Below are 23,768 nucleotides of genomic sequence, written 5' to 3'. Positions count from 1 at the left end.
TGATCCTCTTTTTATTATCGCTTAACGAGTCGTTAAACGCTTACTCGTCGTCAGCAGGTGGAACCAACATCAACACGGCTTCATTCAATAATGCTGCAACATCTTCCAGAATTTCTTCATCAGCGAAGTCTTCACTGAATAACAGCGCTTCACCATCTGCAAGCTGTTTGAGTTTTGCGGTAAATGTCTCAGAGATGCACACACCCTCACCATTTGCCCAGAACAGAACGTCGCCGTCCGTTTCAGTATAAAGCAGGCGTGACGCAGGTTCGAGCATCAGGCTATAGCCCTGATCGAGTGCTTCTTCCAGATCACCTGTACCGATTTCTTCTGCTTCAGGCAGGTTTTCAGGATATTTAGGTTCGGACATCAAGCTCATGATGGCATCTTCGAGAACATTGGAATTATGCAGTTGCTGCATGATGTGTTCTTTCAGATATTCCAGCTCATTGCTGCTCACTTCACCGATAGCACCGACTTGATCACGGATGATATCCAGCAATGGGTTACGCAGCGTTTCATTTTCAGAGAATTTATCCCCGACACGATCCATCATGTCACTGATATTTGGCATGCGGAAACCGAATGAATAAGTCAGGCAGTCATCTTCAGCCACGCCGTAATGAGCCAGACCAGGCGGCACATAGAGCAAGTCGCCAGGTGCCAGCACTTCATCAAAGTCCACTTCTATTTCAGGCAATAATTTAAGCGGTTGACCCGGAACAAATGGAGTTTCGGTATCACACATTTGCCCAAGCTGCCAGCGACGATGGCCATAGCCTTGTACCAGAAACACATCATAGAAATCGAAATGCTTGCCGACTGAACCGCCTTGCGGTGCATAAGACACCATGATGTCATCGCGACGCCATTGTGGAATAAATGGGAATTTTTTCCAAAGTGCCGACAGGTCAAATGAATAGTGATCTACAGCCTGAACCAAAAGTGTCCAGAGTTTTGGCATTTTCTGAAAATCTGCTTTGAGCAAAGGTGAAGATTTCACGCTCCATTGATTCGGATCACGATCTTTCTGCTTGATGAGACGGGCAGTGACATGTTCTTCAAGCGCAAGTTCCATCACATCATTGGGTTCAAGCAAACTGGCGATTTCAGGCATCGCATTACGCACCAGTAATGGTTTCTTTTGCCAGTATTCGCTAAGGAATTGTTCAGCGGTGATGCCGCCTAAAACGTCTAAAGGTTGAGACATAGATTACAGCCTGAATTTAAAGAGAGAGATTAAGGAACTAAAATTTTTAATTCACGAAGAATATTGCATAGCTTGATCATCGGCATACCCATCAGTGTGGTCTGGTCTTGCCCGGTCATTTCTTCAAACAGGCTAATTCCTAAGCTTTCACATTTGAAACTGCCAGCACAATGCAGTGGCTGTTCAATCTCGACATAGCGCTCGATTTCGGCCTGAGAAAGTTTACGAAACTTGACTTTATAGTGTTCGACCAGACTTTGTTCAAAACCCGTCGATTGTTGCTGTACACTGAGCGCCGTACTGAAATAGACAATCTTGTCCGAGTTAGCTTGGAGCTGGCGAATGGCTTTTTCAGTCGTTAACGGTTTACCGATAAAAATATCCGGTGCACCTTCACGCCATGCCACCTGATCCGAGCCGATCACAATCGCTTCAGGATTCTGTTCGGCAATATATCTGGCTTTCTCGAAAGCTAGTCGTTGTGCCAGATCATCTGCGTGATTTTCCCCGCGAGGAGATTCATCAATATCCGGTACCATGGAAATATAATCAATATGCAGACGATCCATCAGCGCTTTGCGGGTTTGACTGGATGATGCCAAAATAATCTGTACAGAATTCATTAGACAGCATATTCCTCAAGAATATTTAACGGCACATAAGCCAGAACAGCTTTGTGACAGGCTTGCAGCTTGATTGGAGGTGCTTGACCTGCTTCATAGGCTTCGACCCAGCGCGTTACGCAGATACACCAGAAATCGCCAGGTTGCAGGCCGGGGAAATCCAGTTCAGGCAAAGGCGTAATCAGGTCATTACCGACTTTTTGAGAAAAATTCAGAAATTCTGAAGTCATTTGCGCGCAAACCGTGTGCTGGCCCAGATCAGTGGTCGCAGTATGGCAAAAGCCATTGCGGAAATAACCGGTAATCGGATCGAAGCAACAGCTGGACAAAGGCTCACCTAACACGTTCAAACGGTTAAGATTTGGATCAGGATGTATCGACATAGGGACTGAATCTAAAAGAGGCTTTTTTCTATCATAACAAAACTTTGGCATTCATAATGTTTTCTGCAAAAGATGCTAACCTTTTTCTGCATAATCATTTAAAATCGCCTGGTTTTAATATCTATAAAGTGAGCTCTACATGAACTTTCAGCGTATGACTGACCTCGATTTAGCAGGTAAACGTGTTCTGATCCGTGAAGATTTAAACGTTCCTGTTAAAAATGGTGTGATCACCAGCGATGCGCGTCTTCGTGCAGCATTGCCAACGATTAAAGCAGCATTAGAAAAAGGCGCTGCAGTCATGGTGTATTCTCATCTGGGTCGTCCGGTTGAAGGTGAGCCTAAGGCTGAACAGTCACTTGCTCCTGTAGCGGCTTACTTGACTGAAGCTTTGGGCCAAGAAGTGAAACTGTTCACTGACTATTTAGATGGCGTTGATGTTCAGCCAGGTCAGGTGGTTCTGCTTGAAAACTGCCGTTTTAACGTCGGCGAGAAGAAAAACAATCCTGAACTTGCAGCAAAATATGCAGCACTTTGCGACGTATTTGTAATGGATGCCTTTGGTACAGCGCACCGTGCAGAAGCATCTACTGAAGGCGTAGCGCGTTTAGCGAAAGTTGCAGCAGCAGGTCCTTTACTGGCAGCTGAACTGGATGCACTTGGCCGTGCACTGCAAACGCCAGAAAAGCCAATGGTGGCGATTGTTGCGGGTTCTAAAGTCTCTACCAAGCTGGATGTTTTAACCTCACTTTCTGATATCTGTGATCAATTGATCGTGGGTGGTGGTATTGCCAATACTTTCCTTGCTGCAGCAGGCTATAACGTTGGTAAATCACTGTGTGAAAAAGACCTGATCGATACAGCAAAAGCCATTGCTGCAAAAGTATCAGTGCCACTTCCTACTGACGTTGTGGTTGCAGATGCCTCTGAAATCAACTTTGAGGATTTCCTGGGTTCATTGGCTGCTGCGAAAGCAACGGTGAAAAACGTTGCCGATGTTGCTGACAACGACATGATTCTGGATGTAGGTCCGGAAACTGCGAAAGCATTTGCAGAAATTCTGAAAACCTCTAAAACCATTCTTTGGAATGGCCCGGTTGGCGTATTTGAAGTCGATCAATTCGGTGAAGGGACTAAAACTTTATCTTTAGCAATTGCTGAATCGGAAGGTTTCTCGATCGCGGGTGGTGGGGACACACTTGCTGCGATTGATAAATATGAAGTGGCTGACAAAATTGGTTATATCTCGACGGGTGGCGGTGCATTCCTTGAATTCGTTGAAGGTAAAACTCTTCCTGCAGTTGCGGTACTATTAGAACGTGCTTAATTGCATGTCCTAAGCTAAAAAGCTGGCCCAGTGCCAGCTTTTTTTATGTCATTTTTTTGACAGTGAAAACTTACCCTTCATGGCTTCGTCATTAAAATGCAATAAATCTGTCATAAGATGCAGTAATTAAATCACCAAATGACGAGAATACGTGATGAAGAAACAGTTAACTATCGCAGTATTATTAGCAGCTTCTCTGGCACTGACTGCATGTGCAAAACAGGAAAGCACACCAGAAGCTGAAGCAGAAAGCTCGGCAGCAGTGGCGGATCAGGCGGTGACTCCAGAACAGCAAGCTGCCATTGATGCCATTGATCAGCCAATTCTAGACGAAAAAAATACCGATATCCCGGCTGAAGTTGCCAATGCACCAGCCGATGAAGCAACTGCAGACGAGTCAGTTGCTGCGACTTCAGAGCCTGTAGCACCTTAATCCGGTTGATGTGACACAAAATCCCTGCAAATGCAGGGATTTTTTTTAAATAGTGTTATTTGTTGCTGAATTGAAACCTTTGAACATGTAGAATATGTGGCATTCACTGGGAGGATATTATGGCTCTTATTTCATTGCGCCAGCTCTTGGATCACGCCGGCGAACATGCTTACGGCGTACCAGCATTTAACGTAAACAACTTAGAACAAATGCGTGCAATTATGCTTGCAGCAGATGCAACCAATTCACCTGTTATCGTACAAGCATCTGCGGGTGCGCGTAAATATGCAGGCGCTCCGTTCTTGCGTCACCTAATTTTGGCTGCAATTGAAGAATGGCCACATATTCCAGTGGTAATGCATCAAGACCACGGTACCAGCCCTGACATTTGTCAACGTTCAATCCAGTTAGGCTTTTCATCAGTAATGATGGACGGTTCACTGGGTGAAGACGGTAAAACACCAACTTCATATGAATATAACGTTGATGTGACTCGCCGTACAGTTCAAATGGCACATGCGTGTGGCGTATCTGTTGAAGGTGAAATCGGTTGTTTGGGTAGCCTTGAAACAGGTATGGCGGGTGAAGAAGATGGCGTAGGCGCAGAAGGCGTACTGGATCATTCTCAACTCCTGACTTCAGTTGAAGAAGCGCGTAGCTTCGTTGCTGATACCAATGTTGATGCGCTTGCAATTGCAGTAGGTACTTCACACGGTGCGTACAAGTTCACGCGTCCACCTACAGGTGATATTCTTGCGATTGACCGCATTAAAGAAATTCACGCAGCACTTCCAAACACACATCTTGTCATGCACGGTTCAAGCTCTGTGCCACAAGAATGGTTGGCAGTGATTAACCAGTATGGCGGCGACATCAAGGAAACTTACGGTGTTCCGGTTGAACAGCTGGTTGAAGCGATCAAACACGGCGTGCGCAAGATTAACATCGATACTGACTTGCGTTTAGCATCTACCGGTGCAATGCGTCGTATGATGGCAGAAAAACCAAGCGAATTCGATCCACGTAAATTCTTCAGCGCAACTGTAGATGCAATGAAGCAAATCTGTATCGATCGTTACGAAGCTTTTGGTACTGCAGGCAATGCAGACAAGATTCGCCCAATCTCTTTAGAGAAAATGGTGTCACACTATAAATAATTCCCAGTGAATCATTTATAAAAAAAGCCCACTGCAAATGTGGGCTTTTTTGTAGACTCATAAATATCAAGAATAAGAGCAGCATATGGAACTGATTTTCGCAGCAGCGCTATGCAGCGTTGCGGTCTCAATATTATTAAAAGTCGCCAAAAATAAGGGCTTGAGTCCGATACACATGATTAGCTGGAACTATATGACAGCTAGTCTCTTGTGTTTTTTCTGGTTTAAGCCTGATATTCAGCATATTTCAATGTCTCAGACGCCTTGGTTGCTTATTCTGGCTCTGGGTATTTTGCTTCCGAGCGTATTTCTGTTTTTGGCCAAGGCTTTGCAAACGGCTGGAATTTTAAAAACCGAAATTGCCCAGCGACTTTCTGTAGTTTTGTCACTGGCTGCAGCCTATTTCATTTTTCAGGAACAGTTTAATCAGCTGAAAATACTTGGGATCGCTTTAGGTATTGGAGCAGTGCTGTGCATCCTGTTTTCACATCGACAAAGTACAGGACAGAGCAGTCAGGGAATGTTGTATCTGGGCTTGGTCTGGGTCGGTTATGCACTGATTGATGTATTGTTGAAATATACAACCAGTCTGGGCCTCCAATTCGCGGTGGCGCTGAATCTAATGTTTGTTTGTGCCCTGATCATTTCGATGGGCTATCTGTTAATCAAATATAAAAGCTTGGGCTCGATGCAGAATATCGGCGCTGGTCTGTTATTGGGTTTCCTGAATTTTGCCAATATTGCTTTCTATGTCAAAGCCCATATGCTGCTTAAGGATTCACCTGCGATCGTCTTTGCTGGCATGAATATTCTGGTGGTGGTATTTGGTGTGATAGCAGGTCTGGTATTCTTTAAAGAACGGCTCAAACCTGCAAGTACTTTAGGATTACTGCTAGGCTTGACTAGTGTGATTTGCCTAGCTTATGCAATGTCTGCTTGACATAAGAGGATGCAAATTCAATCGGATGTCGGAGCAGGTCACCTGCTTCGGCCAGTCCAAGCAATAAACCGGACTGTTGGCAGTCTGGACAGTGCGGATAACGATGCTGTTGCTCTTTATAGTGCTGGAGATAAATTTTATCGCAATGATGGCATTCAAATTTCAGGGATTTGGATGTAAGGAGCGACATAGATGACCTCTATTGTTATTCTATTAGATGTAAATTAAATAAAGCAAAAAATAGGCCCGAATTGACATGGAAAGGGGCGCTTGACCCCTTTTATAGCATAAATTCCTTACAGTTTGGTGAAAATATCTTCAGCGGCAAGACGTGATTTAGGGAGTTTGGCATTGAAATCATTTTCACTGCGATAGCCTAAAGTCAGCAATACAGAAGGGATCAAACCCTGTTCTGCAAGTTGTAATTCTTCACTAATCATCTCTCCGTCAAAGCCGCCAATTGGTGTGGCATCAACCCCTTCAATTCCGGCAGCCAAGAGCATTTGACCGAGTGCAATGAAGGTCTGGTTTTCAGCCCAACGCTGAATATCACCTTTTTCATTACGATAATAATGAATATAACCTGCACGGGTATTTTTCTGACCTTCTTTGGCTGATTCATCTTTAAAACGGCCACTGAGATCATCGCGGTTCAATAAGTTTTCTAGATGCAACTCATTAATGTCGGCTTTGGTGCAGAATAAAATGGTATGTGAAGAATCCAGAACTTTGGGTGCATTGTAGGCATAAGTACCAACCAAGGCTTTGGCAATGCGCTGTTTGGCGGCATCATGATCGGCAATAAAAAAATGCCAAGGCTGAATATTGATCGAAGAGGGTGCCAGACGCAAAATTTCTAACAAGCGTTCAAACTGTTCTGCTGGGATTTTCTTGCTAGGATCATAGGCTTTAGTGGTATAGCGGGTCTGTGTGATCTTGAGTAAATCCATCAATGGACTCCAATCTTTTTAAATAAACAGCGAGTAGAAGTTTTAAATATATACATTTTTCCTCTGTACACGACAAATTTCACAGAACCCTTATCCTATCAGGGTTCTGCCTTCTTAAAATTGCCAAAATTTCCTTAAACTCTTCTTTTTTCCCAAAACCAATTAAACGCTGAATCGCCATTTGAACATAGTCTAAACCATAGCGAAATAAACTCATTGAGAGTCGTCCATGCTTCTTTATTTTTATCGCTTTTTTTTGATCATGTTGCCATTCACCCGTTAAGTAACACCAACAGAAGCTTATAGCTAACACCGCAATCAATTTTTTCACTCGTCTAGGGTCTGTCAAGCGCGTATTTTCAAGATTAAACCCGCGTCCTTTGAGACAACTGAATAAGGTTTCAATTTCCCAGCGTAATGCATAATCCTGAATAGCATTGGCATTAAACTGAGGAGAAACGACGAGTAAAAGCTCTCCATTTTCTAACTGTAGTGCACTTATATATAGTTTCACCCGACCAACCAAAATCCGTCGTTTACGACATTCAATTTGACCAACTTTAAGATGGCGAAATAAATCACTAATTTTATGATTCTTTCCTAAATGATTGGTGACAATGAAGTTTTTTTAACACGAATGCAGAAGTTGATGTCTTGTTCAATTAACCATGTAAACCACTGCTCACCGATAAACTCTCTGTCTGCGAACACATTCACAATACGGTCTTTACCAAAAATGGCTATAAAGCGTTGAATCAAAGCAATACGCTCTTTCGTATCTGAATTTCCACGTTTATTAAGCAATGTCCAAAGGATAGGTATCGCTATTCCACGATAAACGATTGCGAGCATCAGGATATTAATATTTCGTTTTCCCCATTTCCAATTGGTTCTATCTAAAGTCAGTTGCACTTGGTCGAATGAAAACATATTGAAAATCAACTGAGAAATTTGACGATAATCAAAATACTGACCTGCAAAGAAGCGCTGCATACGTCGATAAAATGATTGTGGTAAGCACTTGATGGGCAAGGCTTTAGATGCAGAAGAAAGATTACATGTTTGCTTTAAAATAATCACAAGCATGATGAGCGCAAAGCACTTTAAATGTGACTTGTTCCATTTTAGATATTTGTTTAAGATAAGATATAACTCATTGAGATGTGTCATAGTATTCGTCGTTAGAAAACAATTATTATGACATTATTTCAATGAGTTATCTATTTTTGTCGTGTACAGAGACATTTTTCACATCCCCTGATTATTACAATAAAAAAGCATCAGGCAAATGTTAGCGGCAGTGTAAAAATGACCCCCTAATGGCATTTAAAAACTGACCCCCTTGGTTAATATAGCGGTCATTTTGGACTGCTCAACATGTTAACTTTGGAGCAAGCAGTGACAATCCAAATACTTCATCAACAAGGTAAATCTATTAAAGCCATTACTCGTGAACTGGGGGTGTCCAGAAATACCGTACGTAAATATTTACGGCAAAACACCACACCTCAGTATCAGCGTATACAGCCTAGAATAAGTATCCTTGACCCATATAAACCCTATTTACTCCAACGTGTAAATGCAGCTCATCCTGAATGGATTCCTGCTGTCGTGCTCTACCAGGAAATTTTAAGGTTGGGATATCCAGGAAAGATCAGGATATTGAGGGAATATCTTGCAACATTAAAACCAGTTGCCAAACCGGAACCGATCATTCGTTTTGAAACCCAACCTGGCCAACAAATGCAGGTGGATTTCACCACAATTCGACGCAACAACACGACTTTAAAAGCCTTTGTCGCAACATTAGGGTATTCCAGAGCGACTTTCGTGAAATTTTATGATCATGAACGTACGGATGCATGGATCGATGGTCTAGAAAATGCATTTCAGTTTTTTGTAGGAGTACCTCAAGAAATCCTGTTTGATAACGCTAAAACGATCATGATTGAACGGGATGCCTATCAGGAGGGGCAGCATAAATGGAATCCCAAACTGCTCGACTGCGCCAAGAAATACAGCTTTCGTCCTCGCGTATGTAAGCCCTACCGTGCACAGACCAAAGGCAAAGTTGAACGCTTTAATGGATACCTCAAATCAAGCTTTATTGTGCCATTGAAAGCAAGCCTGAAGACTTCGGGTTTACTGTTAGATGTTGATGTCGCCAATGCCCACATTGGCCGGTGGCTGCATGAAACCGCCAATCAGCGGATTCATGCCACCACGCAAGAAAAACCGGCTGTTCGACTGCAACAGGAGCAGCAAAAATTTACGCCATTACCGCTATCAGATACAGGTTCTAGCACTGTACCTGTTGCAGCAGCACAGCATGTCATGCCCTACGAGAGTTTGCAGCATCCTTTATCGGTATATGACCAGTTGCTGGGAGTTTCCTGATGAATCTGCAATACGACCGTATAGAGCAACTTTGCCAAAAGCTCAATCTGCCTGCCATCGCATCACAATGGTCACATCATGCACAACAAACATTAGGTCAAGATGGAAGTTATGCCGACTTTGTTGAAGCGATCTTGACGCATGAATATGCTGCCAGGCAACAGCGCAGCCAGCAGGTCCTGATGAAACTCTCAGGCCTGCCTCAAGTGAAAACGCTGGAAGGTTACGATTTTAATTATGCACTGGGTGCTCCCAAATCACAGGTGGTCGAGTTGTTCAACCTGAGCTTTATTGCTAGAGCAGAAAATGTGGTGTTTCTCGGGGCTAGCGGTGTAGGGAAAACGCACTTATCTATGGCATTAGGCTATAAGGCCATCATGAACAATGTCAAAACCAAGTTTATTACCGCCGCCGATCTCATGCTGCAACTCAGTACAGCCTATCAGCAAGGTAAATTGAAAACCTATATGCAACGGGTGATACTCGCCCCAAAATTACTGATTATCGATGAAATTGGTTATTTACCGTTTGGACGTGAAGAAGCGAATCTGTTCTTTAACGTGATTGCCAAGCGTTATGAAAAAGGCAGTACGATATTGACGAGTAACTTACCCTTTAGCCAATGGTCTAAGTCATTTGCGGATGATGTTACGTTGACCGCTGCGATGTTAGATCGGCTATTACATCACTGTCATGTGGTACAGATATCGGGTGAGAGTTATCGTTTGAAGGATAAAAAAAGAATTGGGATTCAGCCGCAGGTTGAAACTTAATACGAGATCAAAGGGGTCAATTTTACTTCGCCATTTTTAAGGTAAAAGGGGTCAATTTTAAAATGCCGTTGACAAAAGCCTGTTTTGAGATGATCTTGAGCTGGATTCAAGCAAAACTTAGAGTTAAATCAGATTAAAATCCAGTTTTTGTCTATTGGCACTTTTAAGCGAGAAGCGTTTAATAAGAGGCATCGCCAGCAACATGCAAATAGGTTAGCGGATGCAAGTGACCAATTACTTTAAACACAAACTGAAAACCCAGCAGCAAATCGGCTTATGGATTGGCAGATGCCTATGGAACCGAGATTGCGGCAAATGCAGGTTATGACTGGCTGCTGATTGATGGTGAGCATGCACCCAGTGATTTGAGAACGACTTTGTCGCAACTGCAAAGTATTGCTGCTTATCCCTCGCAAGCAGTAGTACGACCACCCATTGGTAGCGTACAACTGATCAAGCAACTCCTTGATATCGGTGCACAAACGCTGTTGATTCCGATGGTAGAAACCGTGGAACAGGCCGAACTCATGGTCAGGGCAGTCCGTTATCCGCCTGAAGGAATTCGTGGCGTTGGTGCTGCACTGGCACGTGCCACCCGCTGGAACAGCATTCCAAATTATTATCAGACGGCACATGAAGAAATCTGTTTATTAATCCAGATTGAATCGGTCACAGGACTTGAAAATCTGGATGCTATTCTTCAGATCGACGGGATTGATGGCGTGTTTATTGGCGCCGTTGATCTATCTGCCACTATGGGTTATCAAGGTGATCCGAATCATCCTGAAGTACAAAAAGCTGTAATTGATGCAATCCAGCGGATTCGTTCTGCAGGCAAAGCTGCAGGAATTCTGTCAACCCAGCATGAAGTGACGCAAAAATATATCGAACTTGGCACTGAGTTTGTAGCAGTGGGCGTAGATACCAGTATTTTGATGAATTCCTTGCGTGATCTATTGGGGAAATATAAAAAGGATATCAATGTGATTAATCCGACTAGCGGTTATTAATCAACAAGAGATTCTGAATGAATAGCTTGCTTAGATTTTTAGTTTATTTTTAACCGGAAATTCTTTAGATGAGCTATTCATTCAGCCATAAGAAAATCATAATGAACCTTCAAGATGCAGAACAATTTTTACAAGAACAGCAGAACATCTTAGAGAACCAACGTCAGCAAAAAACTAGACGAGTGCAACAAGCCTTTTTTATGATTCACGTACTGTTTGTAGCCTTAAATGCTATTCTCTTGATCCTAAATTATCAAAAGACGGGAGAGTGGAACTTGCTGTACCTCGGGCTGAGTTTCATGTCTCTAATATTGATTTTAAGGTATTTAAAGACAGGTTTTGTTTATCAACGGAAATGAAGTAACGTTAAAATGAATTTTAGATCATAAAAATCAAAAGCCTAATAATTAACAAAGCATGAAAAAAGTTCTTAAAAATCCCATTCTATTGTCATTACAATGTAATTTTGCTTTTGCTGGATAAATAGCTTACACTGGCTGCACTTCAAGCAAGTACTGTTCTTGCTTCTATTATTATTTTAAGCTGATTGTGATGTACTTTTTAGTTCAAGTATTTGAACTCAAATAAGATCTACTAACCATAGAACTATTATGTAAACTAGGTTGTTATTAATCTCTCTCCATATAGTCACAAAAAGCTCATATCGTGTGAGTAAATATTTTGATCAAAATCAATGAATGGCATATTGCCACTGCCGCTGATGGCAATGAAATTAACGTGAAACTGGTTCCATTAAAGCGCAAGCAAAATACAATGGACGGTTTTATCTGGGTTGAGGTCGGTAAAATGATTCAATTGCCAACGGGTGAGGAATTTCAGTTCAATCTCGATGGTAAAAGTTTCTATACTGGGGTAAACCAGCTTTATCGTCTGTGTTAAGCAGATCAATATCGTAAAAAGTGGCTGATTAATATCGCCACTTTTTTAGTTTCAGGGTATCAAAACTTTGATCTTCCTGAATTTCCAGAATCTCTGCACTGTCTTCTTTCCAGTCGCCTAGTACAATTCTTCTTTTCTGGGCTAACTGATGAATGGCTGCGCGATGCGTATGACCATGGATTAGTACATCTACATCCTGTAATGCCAGCTCAACTGCATGTGGGTTGACGTCCATCACTTCATAGCTTTTAAACTGTTGTGCCTGATGGCTTTGTTGACGAAAGCGGTTGGCTAGTCTGGTTCGAAATGAGAGAGGGGTTTTTCTTAAGAAGCCAAGTAGCCAGGGATGACGAATAATCTTTTTAAAACGCTGATAGGAGACGTCATCGGTACATAGGGCATCGCCATGTTCCAGGCGAAAATGTGTTCCGGCAATGATTAGCTGATCGATTTCGGGAAGAAGCTGCCCGCCAAATCGAGCTAAAAATTTACTTCCTAAGACAAAATCCCGGTTGCCGGCCTGAAAATAGACTTGATTCCCAGCCTGAGTAAACTGTTTTAATGCAGTGACAATTTCGTCCAGCCATGGAGAGGTATAGTCATCACCAATCCAGGCATTGAACCAGTCACCCAGAATATACAATTGGGTATTTTGATTTTGATATTCAGTTAATAAATCTAAAAACCCCCGAACAAGTCGAGGGTGATCAGGTGACAAATGTAAATCTGAGATAAACAGATAGGTCACGAATCTTTTCCTTTTATTCCTCTCTAGATCCCTCATTCATATGAGGGATTTTCCATTACACTGTTTTAAAGTGTTGCTTTAAAACTCATAAAAGAACGGAGAGGACGTTTTTTATTCAGAAATGATTTTTGCAGATTCGATTACTACGTTTTCTAGAGGAACGTCAGCGTGGTAGCCACGGTTGCCAGTACGTACGTTTTTGATTTCGTTCACAACGTCCATACCTTCAACGACTTTACCAAATACGGCATAACCCCAACCTTGAGCAGTTTTGCCAGAGTGGTTAAGGAATGAGTTGTTTTTCACGTTAATGAAGAACTGAGCAGAAGCAGAGTGCGGTGCCTGAGTACGCGCCATTGCAATCGTACCTTCGTCATTGGTCAAGCCGTTGTCTGCTTCGTTTTCGATTGCATCACGTGTTGCTTTTTCTTTGAAGTTTTCATCCATGCCGCCGCCTTGGATCATGAAACCATCAATAACACGGTGGAAAATTACGCCGTCATAAAAACCGTCACGTACGTATTCTAAAAAGTTAGCTACGGTTTTAGGTGCTTTTTCAGCATTGAGTTCTAGAACAATACGACCTTTATTGGTGTTTAATTCGACTTGAGGAAAACTCATTGTGTAATCTCCTGATCATGGACGAGTGCCATGGTTTTTTCTGAATGAGTGAAGCATAAGCAAACTACATTCGACAAGGCAAGTAAAAACATTATTTTCTTTGTTAAAAGCATAAAAATAATACCTTATTTATACGTTGATTTATCAAGGCATTTCAGATATTGCCCTATCAGGTACCCTATTTTGAATTGGCGTAAATTAATGATTTTACTGCTTGTACAAGCACTGATATTTTAGTTTCAGGCAACTCGCCGTATTTTCATTTTTTAAAATGGGTGAATTGAAATCAAATACCATAGTTAGCGGTTGAGAGATTATTCACCTCTAGTTAAACTAAGGAACTTTGATAATGAATATGCGTACAACCTGTGCGATTAAATATTCGTTAATCCCTTTTTAACTTTAGAAGTGAATGATTGATCATGAAGCCAAATGATGTTGTGACATCTCTGCCCGAGAACCCGACCCAAAAGAACAATGCAGTCGATTCAGTGCAGCAGCAAGAACAACAACCGGGCTTGGACTTTGTACGTCAGGTCATTACCGATGATTTAGCCGCTGGTCGTACTCAACAGGTGGTGACGCGTTTTCCGCCTGAGCCGAATGGCTATTTACATATTGGCCATGTGAAAGCAATTTGCTTGAACTTCGGAATTGCTGAAGAATTTAAAGGTGTGTGTAACCTGCGTTTTGACGATACCAACCCGGATGCCGAAGAGCAGGAATATGTGGATGGTATTGCCAATGATGTGAAATGGCTGGGTTTCCAATGGGAAGGCGAGCCGCGTTATGCATCAAGCTATTTCGATCAACTTTATACCTGGGCAGTTCAGCTGATTGAGCAGGGCGATGCCTATGTGGATTTGCAAAGCCCTGAAGAGATCCGTTTAAACCGCGGTAATTTCGTTGAGCCAGGCAAGAACTCGCCACAACGCGATGCAACGGTTGCAGAAAACCTGGAGCGTTTTGAGAAAATGCGCAGCGGTGAATATGCAGAAGGTCAGGCTGTATTACGTGCCAAGATTGATATGACTTCACCGAACGTGCATATGCGTGATCCGATTCTGTATCGTATCCTGCATTCTGAACACCATCAGACTGGCGATAAATGGAAAATTTATCCAATGTATGACTATGCGCATCCATTGTCTGATGCGATTGAAGGCATTACGCATTCACTCTGTACCCTGGAATTCCAGGATCATCGTCCGTTCTATGATTGGGTAGTGGCAAAAGTTAAATCACCATCCGTGCCACGTCAGTATGAATCGAGCCGTTTGAATGTGGACTATACCATCACCTCGAAACGTAAATTACGTAAACTGGTGGAAGGTAGCTATGTTCAGGGCTGGGATGACCCACGTATGCCAACTGTAGTCGGTATGCGTCGTCGTGGTTTCACACCTGAAGGTCTACGTGATTTCTGTCAACGTGTCGGTGTATCGAAAGTTGATGGAAGTATTGTCGATGTAGCTATGCTGGAATACTGTATTCGCCAGTCTCTGGAAAATACTGCCGCTCGTGGTATGGCTGTGTTAAATCCATTAAAAGTGACTTTAACCAACTTGCCAGCCGATATGGACCTGACCCATTCACGTCATCCGAATGTCGATATGGGCGAGCGCGTTATTCCATTGACGACTGAGCTGTATATTGACCGTAAAGACTTTGAAGAAGAGCCACCAAAAGGCTTTAAACGTCTGATTCCAGGAGGTGAAGTTCGTTTACGTCATGCCTATGTCATCAAATGTGACGAAGTCATTAAAGATGAAAATGGTGAAGTGGTTGAGCTGAAATGTTCGATTGATCCTGAAACTTTAGGTAAAAATCCTGAAGGTCGTAAGGTGAAAGGCGTGATTCACTGGGTATCTGCGACAAAAGGCGTTCCTGCGGAAGTGCGTATTTACGACCGTCTGTTTACTGAATCTGATCCTGAGGTGGGCGATGACTTCTTGGCAAACCTGAACCCTGAATCATTGAAGGTAGTTCAGGCCGTGATTGAGCCTGCTTTGGCACAAGCACAACCGGAAGACCGTTTCCAGTTTGAGCGTGAAGGCTATTTTGTGGCTGATCAATATGATCATTCCAGCGAAAAACCGGTATTCAACCGTATTCTGGATCTTAAGGACAGCTTTAAACCAGGCAAATAAGCTGGTTTAAGTCAGAATGTAAAAAGCCCAACTCTGGTTGGGCTTTTTCAATACAGCAGGGAAAATTGCATGATTGTGCGTGATAAGAATAATAGTTTGGGCTTACTGTTTGCCTGGCAGGGAACGATTCTGCCCAAGGTGCTGCCCGCATTGGTTTTGGTGGTTTTTATTTCCGCTTTACTAGTGTATTTGAGTCAGGCGCATTTCGTGAGCCTTCCTGCTGTCCCGGCAATTGGCTTTACCATTTTTGGTGTCATTCTTTCGATCTTTCTGAGTTTTAGAAATACGGCCTGCTATGATCGCTGGTGGGAAGGGCGCAAGCTTTGGGGTGCGTTGATTGCAACCACGCGTCATTTATGCCGTGACAGCCATGTGCTAGATGATCAAATCCGTGAAGTTTTGCTATATCGCATGATGCTGTTTACCCATCTATTACGTGATCGGCTGAGACAGCAAACGCCCAGTATTCAGGCTTATGAAGCCACTGCCGGTTTTGAACCCAAGTCATTTGAGCAATTGCCCATGCAAATCAATCCATCCCAATGGGTGCTGGAACAGATGCAAAAAGAGCTGGTGCAGCAATATAAGCAGGGCAAGATCAGCGATATTATTTATAATAACCTGAATCAGCACACTGTGGCTTTGGGAGATATTCAGGCTGGTTGTGACCGGATTTTGTCCACGCCATTACCATTTTCTTATTCGGTATTGTTACATCGTGCGGTTTATTCTTTTTGCTTTATCCTGCCTTTCAGTTTGCAGGCAAATTTAGGCCTGTGGACACCAATTCTGGTTGGATTGATTGCCTATATGCTACTCGGGCTGGATGAACTCAGTGCGGAACTGGAAGAGCCCTTTGGCTTGCAGGACAACGATCTGCCGCTAGATTCAATTGTGCGACTGGTCGAGCGGGAAACCCTAAGTTCTTTAGGTAAAGCACTACCTGAGGCAATTCAAGCCAGAAAAGGCTATTTGACTTGATTCCTTATCAACATCATCAAAATGTAAAACACGAACTTAAAATTTCTTGCTCACAAAAAATCATCGGCAGGCTGAGCTTTAAATTAACGATGTTTAAGATTGGTCAGGTCTGACACTTTGGTTTTAGCCTGATCTTGCAATTCACGGTATTGTTGCAAACGCAGATTGGCTTTATCTCTGAGTTTTTTCTTGATGTACAGCGCCAATGCGAAACTGGTCGTGGTCAGGGTCAGGAACATGCTGTTCATAAAACTCATCATCGAGCTGATATAACCAATCGTGGTCAGGCGATTCATCATATAAATTACTTGCGGGCTACTTTCCACACCGGTAATCGCCCAGGTACACAAATGTTCGCAATTATTAATAATCAGATGATAGTTGTTTTCATGCATTCTGGACCGCATGCGGCGCACCACTTTACGACCTTTATATTTTGCCGAGTCATAATGTTGCATATGAATTGGTTTGCCATGACTGAATTTTTCAATAGAAGTTATTTCAATCGGGCGTTTCTTGAATAAATGCGCAAAGCCGGAATAATGAATGACACGACCACGTCCGGCGTAAATCCCATGATGGGTATAACCGAAATGTTTAACCATAAGATGTGCGCCTATGGGAAACCGTTTAGTCTGTTGCATATCAGAATTAAGCCATTTAAAAAAGCATTGTCGTTTAATAGGAAGTGTACTGTGTTTTGCTAAATTAATCGATGCCTTGCCTGAGTTTCAGATCAGAATTGAAGAGTTATTAAGCCAAGTTTTAAAGGAGCTAGAAGAGAGCAGAATTTAGAACATATTCTTCTGATAAAGGTTTTAAATAGCCTAAGCAAGTACTAAAATTTCTGCAAAATCACAAGCATGGATCAAGGAAGTCATTCAACATTTTCTGCCTGATCCCTGAAGCTTTTAAAGTTGAAGTTAATAAACTATGCTGAAATAGAGAAGACCAAACCCTTAAACTAAACTTTCAAGCATAAAAAAAGCACCTGACTACGCAAGTGCTTTCTTTATACGGCTGTAACCTTGGCCGATTACTGCAATGGCAAGTGCTGAAGTTCATTCAGTTCTTTGCGGCTATAGCCGCGAGATACAAGAACCTTTTTAATTCCGATGATGATTTCTTCATCAGTAGCTTTAGAAAGTGCTTCAAGAAGCTGTTCATTTGTCTTGCAAGAGCAATCATTTTCAACACAAGCAATTTGATTCTTGTGTTCATTGTGTTGTTCATGAGAAAACAACTTTTGCCAAAAACTCATAGAGCCTTCATACAACAACCTAACATAGAGTGAAATATAGCCAATTAAATAAATAAAGCAATAGGACCTATGTGATAAAAGCAGCAGTCAGGCTAGAAAATTTCCGATTGAAGCCTAAAGGTCTAACGATATTTCTTGCTGTACAAGTCAATATTTATTATTAAATACATGATTTATAGTATAAAAAATGGAGCTTCAAAAAGCTCCATTTTTGTAACAATATAATAAATTGAAACAAATTCTTTATACTTTTTCCAACAATACACCCGTTTCAACATGATGTGTATACGGGAACTGGTCAAACATGGCGAACTTGCTGATTCTATGCGTTTGAGACAACTGTTTCAGATTGTCATATAAGGTATTTGGATTACAAGAAATGTAAATAATACGCTGGAAACGCTGTAACAGTTTCAGCGTTTCATCATCAATACCAGCACGCGGTGGATCGACAAATACCGTATCAAAATCATAAGTCGAAATGTCAATTTGTGCTTCCTGCAAACGACGGAAAACACGTTCGCCATTATAGGCTTGAGTGAATTCTTCGGCAGACAGACGCGCAACCTGAATATTTTCAATCTGGTTCTGCTCAATATTCCACTCAGCTGCATAAACTGAAGATTTGGCTAATTCAGTGGCCAAAACACGGCGGAATTTGGTCGAAAGCGGCAGGGTAAAGTTCCCATTGCCACAGTAGAGTTCCAGCAAATCTTTATCTGATTGTTCCGCTGCATCACATGCCCATTCCAGCATTTTTTGACAAACTTGTGCATTGGGCTGGGTGAAGCTGCTTTCGATCTGCTTATATTTATAGTGACGATCAAAAACAGACAGTTCTTCCACCACATATTCATCAGTCAGGACGAATTTCTGGCCACGGCTTCGGCCAATCAGTTTAATATTCAGTTTTTCCGCCAGTGCTTTTGCTGCAGGTTCCCAGCTTTCATCCAGCTTGCGGTGATAAATCAGGGAAACTAGGACTTGGCCACTTAAAGTCGCCAGAAAATGGACTTCAAATAGACGATGACCCAGATTGGCATCTGCCTTGAATGCTTCAAGTAATTGTGGCATCAAGTCATTAATGCTGCGGTCTGCAATTGGAAATTCATCAATACGAATGACTTTTTTATTGTTGTTCTCGTCACGTTCGAACATGGCATAAAACAGATCATCTTCAGTATGCCAGATCCGGAATTCAGCACGCATGCGGAAATATTTTTCAGGAGACTGGAATACTTCTAAAGCAGGTGGTTGATATTCGGCAAACTGAGCGCTGATGCGTTCAATTTTGGCTTCAAGTTGTTGCTGATAAGATGAAGTCATATGCAGTAAGAAATCGCAAATATTTTAAAGCGCAAATGGTAGCAAAAAATTGCCGATCTGCCTAAGCCTATTGTAGTCAAGCCGCTTTAAAAGCTGCATAAAAAAGACCAAACCTTCTGAGGAGAGAGGTTTGGCCATAAAGAGGAAAGATTTAAGCTAAAAATGCTGAGATGATTGGACTGATTTAGAGATTATCCATCGTCATCAAGCTGGCATTGCCGCCTGCCGCCGCCGTATTGATACTGATCGCGCGTTCAATCACAAATCGCTCGACCGGAATATCATAGTTGCCCGAACTTAAATGGGTGATACCAATAATTGGACCTTGGCGTGTTGCAATGCGTTTCTGCAAGTCAATCAGTTCAGTAGTGTCACCATGATGCAGGACGGCCTCAAATACACCTGTTTCAATATCCCGGACCACTTTAAATTGCTTGCTAACCGCGGCTGGCATGGTTGGTAAATATTTCAGAATAAAAGTATTGTTTGCCAGTACCGCAGGACGACTGCCAACCGATAAAATCGCCAGAATTTGCTGAATCTGGTCTTGATCCCTATGTGCTAACGAGAGAACGCTTTCACGTGGCAAGATCATGTATTGATTTTCCTCGCCAGTTGGGCCTTGCAGGCTAAAGCTTTGACCAGTCGCAATTTGCATAGGCGCTTTTAAAGATAAAGTTGGGAAAGTTTTAGCTACCCAGGCTTTAAACTCCTGAACAAGTTTATGTTCAACAAGTGCTGGCTCAGCTTGAGCTGCATAAGGCTGAGCCAGTTTTTTCTCGGATACTTGATGCATTAAACGATAGATATACAACGGGCCACCCGCTTTCGGGCCGGTGCCGGACAGACCTTCACCACCAAAAGGCTGGACGCCCACGACCGCACCAACGATATTGCGGTTGATATACAGGTTGCCGACTTCCGCTCGTGCAATCACGGTTTGCATGGTTTCATCAATACGCGTGTGCAAGCCCATGGTCAGGCCATAACCCTTGCTGTTGATCTGATCTAACAACTGTTCCAGTTCGCCATATTTATAGCTGATCAGATGCAGTACCGGGCCAAACACTTCACGTTCCAGATCATCCAGATTTGGAAGTTCAATCAGGGTTGGTGCAATGAATGTTCCTGGAGTTAATTCAGTCTGGTCCTGATTAAACATCAACTGATGAACTGTATGACCTTTGCTGCGCATCTGCTCGATATGCTTTTGGATATTTTGCTGGGCTTCTGCATCAATCACTGGACCAATATCGGTTTTCAGCAAGACCGGATTGCCAACGCGCAACTGTTGCATCGCACCTTTGAGCATGCTGCGTACGGCCTCCAGATTATCTTCCTGAACACAGAGGACACGCAGGGCAGAACAGCGCTGACCGGCACTGTCATAGGCAGAGCTCACAACATCCAACACCACCTGTTCAGTCAATGCAGATGAATCCACAATCATGGCATTTTGACCACCAGTTTCAGCAATCAGGGTGACGCTTTCTCCAAACTGGTTTATTCGTTCTGCCACGGTTTTTTGTAGAATTTGGGCGACCTCGGTGGAACCGGTAAACATGATGCCCTGAATACGTGGATCTGCACTGAGCTGTGCACCAATGGTTTCACCACGGCCCGGCAATAGCTGTAACACATCCTGCGGAATGCCGGCTTCCCATAAAATCTGTACGGCTTGTGCTGCAATGAGCGGTGTTTGTTCAGCCGGTTTGGCAATCACGGTATTGCCAGCGACCAGCGCTGCTGAAATCTGACCGGTAAAAATCGCCAGCGGGAAGTTCCATGGACTGATACATAGTACAGTACCTAAAGGCTGGATCTGTACATTGTCACTGAGATCCAAAACTTGAGCTGCATAGTAACGCAAGAAATCTACCGCCTCACGTACTTCGGCAATCGCATTGGCATAGGTTTTACCTGCTTCGCGAGAAAGAAGAACCATGAGCGGAAGCAAACGCTGTTCCATCAGTTCTGCGGCTTTATTCAGGCAGGCAGCACGCTCATTTTTTGGCAGATTGGCCCAGAAACTTTGTGCATTAACTGCTTGAGTGAGTGCAATTTCAGCCTGTTCAGAAGTTGCTTCATAGACTGTGCCGACCACATCCTGATGGTGTGCTGGATTGATCACTGGAACTGCATGGGGCGTATCCACGCTGCTAAATGCCGTTCCCATAGCAGCTGACTGAAATTGCGTATTTGCCAGACTGGATGCGACTTCATTTAAAATACTGAGTTCAGCATCATTGGCCAAATCGAGTCCTGAAGAGTTCAATCGTTCATCGGCATAAAGATCTTGCGGATAGGGAATATGCGGATGCTTGGCACCCAATACGCTTTCCTGTTTTGACGCCTTTAAAATGGTTTGCTGTGGATTTTCAATCAAATCTTCAATTTTCAAGGTTTTGTCAGCAATACGATTGACGAAGGAGGTATTGGCACCATTTTCCAGTAAGCGGCGCACCAGATAAGCCAGCAAGGTTTCATGATTGCCGACTGGCGCATAGATCCGGCATGGTACACCGAGTTTATTTTTCGATGGATCGCCCACGACATTTTCATACAGTGGTTCGCCCATGCCATGCAGACATTGGAACTCATATTGGCCGGCATAATACTGCTCAGGTTGTGCCAGCTGATAGATCGTCGCTACCGTTTGTGCATTGTGAGTGGCAAATTGTGGGTAGATATAATCCGGTTCAGCCAACAGCTTACGCGCACAAGCAATATAAGACAGATCCGTATGCACCTTACGAGTAAATACCGGATAATCTGACATTCCATCAATTTGGGCTTTCTTGATTTCGCTGTCCCAATATGCGCCTTTGACCAGACGAATCATCAAGCGTTTCTGGCTGCGCTTCGCCAGATCAATGATGTAATCCACTACATAGAAGCAGCGTTTCTGATAGGCCTGAATCACAAAGCCAATGCCTTTCCAGTCCTGTAATTGTGGTTCAAAACACAGGCGTTCTAACAGTTCAAGTGAAATCTCAAGGCGATCACTTTCTTCAGCATCGATATTTAAACCAATATTGTATTGCTTGGCCAAGACCGCGAGTTTCAGTACTTTTGCATAGAGCTCATCATGCACGCGATCCATTTGCGAACGCTGATAACGGGGGTGCAGCGCAGAGAGTTTGATAGAAATGCCAGGCCCGTCATAAACATCCTTATCCTGCGAAGATTGACCAATGGCATGAATGGCTTGCTGATAATCCTGATAATAACGTTCAGCATCCGGATCGGTCAGTGCTGCTTCACCCAGCATGTCATAGGAATAGCGAAAGCCTTTTTCTTCCAACGGTTCGGCATTTTTCAGGGCTTCATCAATGGTTTCACCCGTGACAAACTGCTCGCCCATCATGCGCATGGCAACATCGACAGCCTTACGGATAATCCCGCGGCCACTGCGTGCCAAAAGACCGGTCAATAAGCTAGACAGGCTTTTTTGCTGTGGGGTTTCCATCAGCTTGCCGGTCAGCATCAGTCCCCAGGCTGCTGCATTCACAAACATCAATTGGCTCTGGCCCAAATGTTCTTTCCAGTTACCTTGATTGATTTTGTCACGGATCAGCAAGTCACGTGTGGCTTTGTCCGGAATCCGCAGTAAGGCTTCTGCCAGACACATCAGGGCAATGCCTTCCTGAGAAGATAAAGAAAATTCCTGCAATAAGCCTTGGACAATACCGGCTTTCCCAGTGGAACTTTTGCGTTCACGTAAGGAATGTGCGAGATCAAAGGCAAGCGCCTGAATCTTGTCACTCATCTCGGAAGAAATTTCACTATGGGCCAATAACTCTTCGACGCATTCAGTTTCTGCACGACGCCATACCGTATTAATACGTTCTTCGTATTGGTTTTTGTGTTTAAATTCAGCAATATAATTTGAGTGCTGGGCTGAATCTAAAATTGAATCTGGGCGGAGAGTGGTTGGCATAGTGACTTCCTGTACTGCGTCAATCAGTTCTTTGAGGTGAATGAGTTTTAATCTATAATCACAGAATATTTGACGAATATCTCACTATAGTTTTCGCTTTTTTTAGAGAATAATTCTAATGCCAAGTCCTTATTTGAACCTTGACCGTATAGATATTCGTATACTGGGTTTATTGCAATCCGATGCCAAGCTATCCAATATCAAACTGGCTGAACTGGTCAATTTGTCGCCTACAGCAGCCTTGGCGCGTGTACAAAAGCTGACCCGGGAAGGTTTTATTGTGGGCTATGAAGCGCGCCTCAATCCAGTCATGTTGAATAATGGTTTTGTGGTCTTTGTTGAAATTTTATTGGATAAAACCACGCCGAATGTTTTAGATGAATTTTCCCATGCTGTGCGGCAGATTCCTGAAATTATCGAGTGTCATATGATCAGTGGCGGGTTTGATTTCGTGGTAAAAATCCGCTGTGCCAATATGGATGAGTTCCGGAAAATCTCTGGTCAGATCTTGTGGCAATTGCCCGGAATTAAAGAAACGCGCAGTTATCCGGTGATGGAAGTGATTAAAGAAAGTCAGCAGATCCATCTGAAAATGCCGGGAAAAGCCAAGTAATTTTCAAGAACTTCATTTGTGAATC

Annotated in this window: 22 protein-coding genes and 1 pseudogene; 11 read left to right on the top strand and 12 right to left on the bottom strand. The window is 43.1% G+C overall.

Annotation, left to right across the window (positions count from 1 at the left end; all coding sequences use genetic code 11):
• Nucleotides 1–40: 40 nt before the first annotated feature.
• Genes F891_RS07925 through F891_RS07915 form a run of 3 tightly spaced genes read right to left on the bottom strand, consistent with a single transcriptional unit; the run spans nucleotide 41 to nucleotide 2,216 of the window.
• On the bottom strand, nucleotides 41–1,210 hold the full coding sequence (locus F891_RS07925; protein ID WP_004646738.1) for a ribosomal protein uL16 3-hydroxylase: 1,170 nt from the start codon (nucleotides 1,208–1,210) through the stop codon (nucleotides 41–43).
• Nucleotides 1,211–1,239: 29 nt separating this feature from the next.
• Nucleotides 1,240–1,833: a Maf family protein gene (locus tag F891_RS07920; protein ID WP_004646739.1), complete on the bottom strand. Its 594-nt coding sequence runs from the start codon at nucleotides 1,831–1,833 to the stop codon at nucleotides 1,240–1,242.
• Complete coding sequence (locus tag F891_RS07915; RefSeq protein ID WP_004279857.1) at nucleotides 1,833–2,216, bottom strand: DUF2237 family protein; 384 nt, start codon at nucleotides 2,214–2,216, stop codon at nucleotides 1,833–1,835. Before F891_RS07915 ends, F891_RS07920 begins: the two co-directional genes overlap by 1 nt.
• Nucleotides 2,217–2,355: 139 nt before the next feature.
• Here F891_RS07915 and F891_RS07910 point away from each other — a divergent pair, with 139 nt between their 5' ends.
• The 4 genes from F891_RS07910 to F891_RS07895 all read left to right on the top strand — a co-directional run bounded on the left by F891_RS07910 (nucleotide 2,356) and on the right by F891_RS07895 (nucleotide 6,073).
• The gene (locus tag F891_RS07910; RefSeq protein WP_004646740.1) at nucleotides 2,356–3,543 is read left to right on the top strand and encodes a phosphoglycerate kinase; all 1,188 of its coding nucleotides are present in this window, start codon (nucleotides 2,356–2,358) and stop codon (nucleotides 3,541–3,543) included.
• A 154-nt stretch (nucleotides 3,544–3,697) separates the two neighbouring features.
• Nucleotides 3,698–3,976, top strand: coding sequence for a hypothetical protein (locus tag F891_RS07905; RefSeq protein ID WP_004646741.1), 279 nt, complete (start codon nucleotides 3,698–3,700; stop codon nucleotides 3,974–3,976).
• Between the two features lie 119 nt (nucleotides 3,977–4,095).
• Nucleotides 4,096–5,133, top strand: coding sequence for a class II fructose-bisphosphate aldolase (gene fba, locus F891_RS07900; RefSeq protein ID WP_004279853.1), 1,038 nt, complete (start codon nucleotides 4,096–4,098; stop codon nucleotides 5,131–5,133).
• An 85-nt stretch (nucleotides 5,134–5,218) separates the two neighbouring features.
• The gene (locus F891_RS07895) at nucleotides 5,219–6,073 is read left to right on the top strand and encodes an EamA family transporter (RefSeq protein WP_004646742.1); all 855 of its coding nucleotides are present in this window, start codon (nucleotides 5,219–5,221) and stop codon (nucleotides 6,071–6,073) included.
• Here the strand turns inward: F891_RS07895 and F891_RS18280 are convergent.
• The 3 genes from F891_RS18280 to F891_RS17370 all read right to left on the bottom strand — a co-directional run bounded on the left by F891_RS18280 (nucleotide 6,036) and on the right by F891_RS17370 (nucleotide 8,193).
• Nucleotides 6,036–6,263, bottom strand: coding sequence for a hypothetical protein (locus F891_RS18280; protein ID WP_004646744.1), 228 nt, complete (start codon nucleotides 6,261–6,263; stop codon nucleotides 6,036–6,038). The genes F891_RS07895 and F891_RS18280 overlap by 38 nt on opposite strands.
• A gap of 106 nt (nucleotides 6,264–6,369) precedes the next feature.
• Nucleotides 6,370–7,023 (bottom strand): oxygen-insensitive NAD(P)H nitroreductase, encoded by a 654-nt coding sequence (nfsB, locus tag F891_RS07890; protein WP_004646745.1) that lies wholly within the window; start codon nucleotides 7,021–7,023, stop codon nucleotides 6,370–6,372.
• Between the two features lie 79 nt (nucleotides 7,024–7,102).
• Nucleotides 7,103–8,193 (bottom strand): IS4-like element ISAba1 family transposase gene (locus F891_RS17370; RefSeq protein ID WP_085940413.1). Its coding sequence is split into 2 segments (ribosomal slippage): nucleotides 7,103–7,653 and nucleotides 7,653–8,193, totalling 1,092 coding nucleotides; the frame shifts between segments, so codons are not numbered across the junction.
• Nucleotides 8,194–8,400: 207 nt separating this feature from the next.
• On the opposite strand from F891_RS17370, the gene istA reads away from it, so the two are divergent.
• The 4 genes and pseudogenes from istA to F891_RS07855 all read left to right on the top strand — a co-directional run bounded on the left by istA (nucleotide 8,401) and on the right by F891_RS07855 (nucleotide 12,103).
• Nucleotides 8,401–9,420, top strand: a complete 1,020-nt coding sequence (istA, locus tag F891_RS07875) for an IS21-like element ISAba8 family transposase (RefSeq protein WP_005263048.1) — start codon at nucleotides 8,401–8,403, stop codon at nucleotides 9,418–9,420.
• Nucleotides 9,420–10,193 (top strand): IS21-like element ISAba8 family helper ATPase IstB, encoded by a 774-nt coding sequence (gene istB / locus F891_RS07870; protein ID WP_005105266.1) that lies wholly within the window; start codon nucleotides 9,420–9,422, stop codon nucleotides 10,191–10,193. The genes istA and istB overlap by 1 nt, the downstream gene beginning before the upstream one ends.
• A gap of 220 nt (nucleotides 10,194–10,413) precedes the next feature.
• Nucleotides 10,414–11,203: pseudogene (hpaI, locus tag F891_RS07865) on the top strand (4-hydroxy-2-oxoheptanedioate aldolase).
• A gap of 681 nt (nucleotides 11,204–11,884) precedes the next feature.
• The gene (locus tag F891_RS07855) at nucleotides 11,885–12,103 is read left to right on the top strand and encodes a hypothetical protein (protein ID WP_004279847.1); all 219 of its coding nucleotides are present in this window, start codon (nucleotides 11,885–11,887) and stop codon (nucleotides 12,101–12,103) included.
• A gap of 28 nt (nucleotides 12,104–12,131) precedes the next feature.
• Here F891_RS07855 and F891_RS07850 read toward each other — a convergent pair whose 3' ends face one another.
• Both F891_RS07850 and F891_RS07845 read right to left on the bottom strand, forming a co-directional pair.
• A complete protein-coding gene (locus F891_RS07850) occupies nucleotides 12,132–12,851 on the bottom strand; it encodes a UDP-2,3-diacylglucosamine diphosphatase (protein ID WP_004646748.1) in 720 nt (239 codons plus the stop codon).
• Between the two features lie 111 nt (nucleotides 12,852–12,962).
• Nucleotides 12,963–13,472: a peptidylprolyl isomerase gene (locus F891_RS07845; protein ID WP_004279844.1), complete on the bottom strand. Its 510-nt coding sequence runs from the start codon at nucleotides 13,470–13,472 to the stop codon at nucleotides 12,963–12,965.
• Nucleotides 13,473–13,894: 422 nt separating this feature from the next.
• On the opposite strand from F891_RS07845, the gene F891_RS07840 reads away from it, so the two are divergent.
• Nucleotides 13,895–15,622: a glutamine--tRNA ligase/YqeY domain fusion protein gene (locus F891_RS07840; protein WP_004279842.1), complete on the top strand. Its 1,728-nt coding sequence runs from the start codon at nucleotides 13,895–13,897 to the stop codon at nucleotides 15,620–15,622.
• Nucleotides 15,623–15,691: 69 nt separating this feature from the next.
• Nucleotides 15,692–16,603: a bestrophin family protein gene (locus F891_RS07835; RefSeq protein ID WP_004646751.1), complete on the top strand. Its 912-nt coding sequence runs from the start codon at nucleotides 15,692–15,694 to the stop codon at nucleotides 16,601–16,603.
• Between the two features lie 83 nt (nucleotides 16,604–16,686).
• Here the strand turns inward: F891_RS07835 and F891_RS07830 are convergent, their stop codons facing one another.
• The 4 genes from F891_RS07830 to putA form a co-directional block, all read right to left on the bottom strand.
• Nucleotides 16,687–17,247, bottom strand: coding sequence for a lecithin retinol acyltransferase family protein (locus F891_RS07830; RefSeq protein ID WP_026055785.1), 561 nt, complete (start codon nucleotides 17,245–17,247; stop codon nucleotides 16,687–16,689).
• Between the two features lie 392 nt (nucleotides 17,248–17,639).
• Nucleotides 17,640–17,864 carry a hypothetical protein gene (locus tag F891_RS07825; RefSeq protein WP_004279838.1) on the bottom strand — a complete coding sequence of 75 codons (225 nt, stop codon included), beginning with the start codon at nucleotides 17,862–17,864 and terminating at the stop codon, nucleotides 17,640–17,642.
• Between the two features lie 243 nt (nucleotides 17,865–18,107).
• Nucleotides 18,108–19,190, bottom strand: coding sequence for a tRNA (uridine(54)-C5)-methyltransferase TrmA (gene trmA / locus F891_RS07820; RefSeq protein WP_005263041.1), 1,083 nt, complete (start codon nucleotides 19,188–19,190; stop codon nucleotides 18,108–18,110).
• Nucleotides 19,191–19,374: 184 nt separating this feature from the next.
• The gene (gene putA, locus F891_RS07815) at nucleotides 19,375–23,130 is read right to left on the bottom strand and encodes a trifunctional transcriptional regulator/proline dehydrogenase/L-glutamate gamma-semialdehyde dehydrogenase (RefSeq protein WP_004646755.1); all 3,756 of its coding nucleotides are present in this window, start codon (nucleotides 23,128–23,130) and stop codon (nucleotides 19,375–19,377) included.
• Nucleotides 23,131–23,248: 118 nt separating this feature from the next.
• Here putA and F891_RS07810 point away from each other — a divergent pair, with 118 nt between their 5' ends.
• On the top strand, nucleotides 23,249–23,743 hold the full coding sequence (locus tag F891_RS07810) for an Lrp/AsnC ligand binding domain-containing protein (RefSeq protein WP_004279833.1): 495 nt from the start codon (nucleotides 23,249–23,251) through the stop codon (nucleotides 23,741–23,743).
• Nucleotides 23,744–23,768: the final 25 nt, after the last annotated feature.

Source organism: Acinetobacter sp. CIP 101966, assembly GCF_000369725.1.
GTDB lineage: Bacteria > Pseudomonadota > Gammaproteobacteria > Pseudomonadales > Moraxellaceae > Acinetobacter > Acinetobacter lwoffii_Q.
The sequence above is the reverse complement of the archived record's forward strand: the minus strand, read 5'-3'. Positions and strand labels throughout refer to the sequence as shown.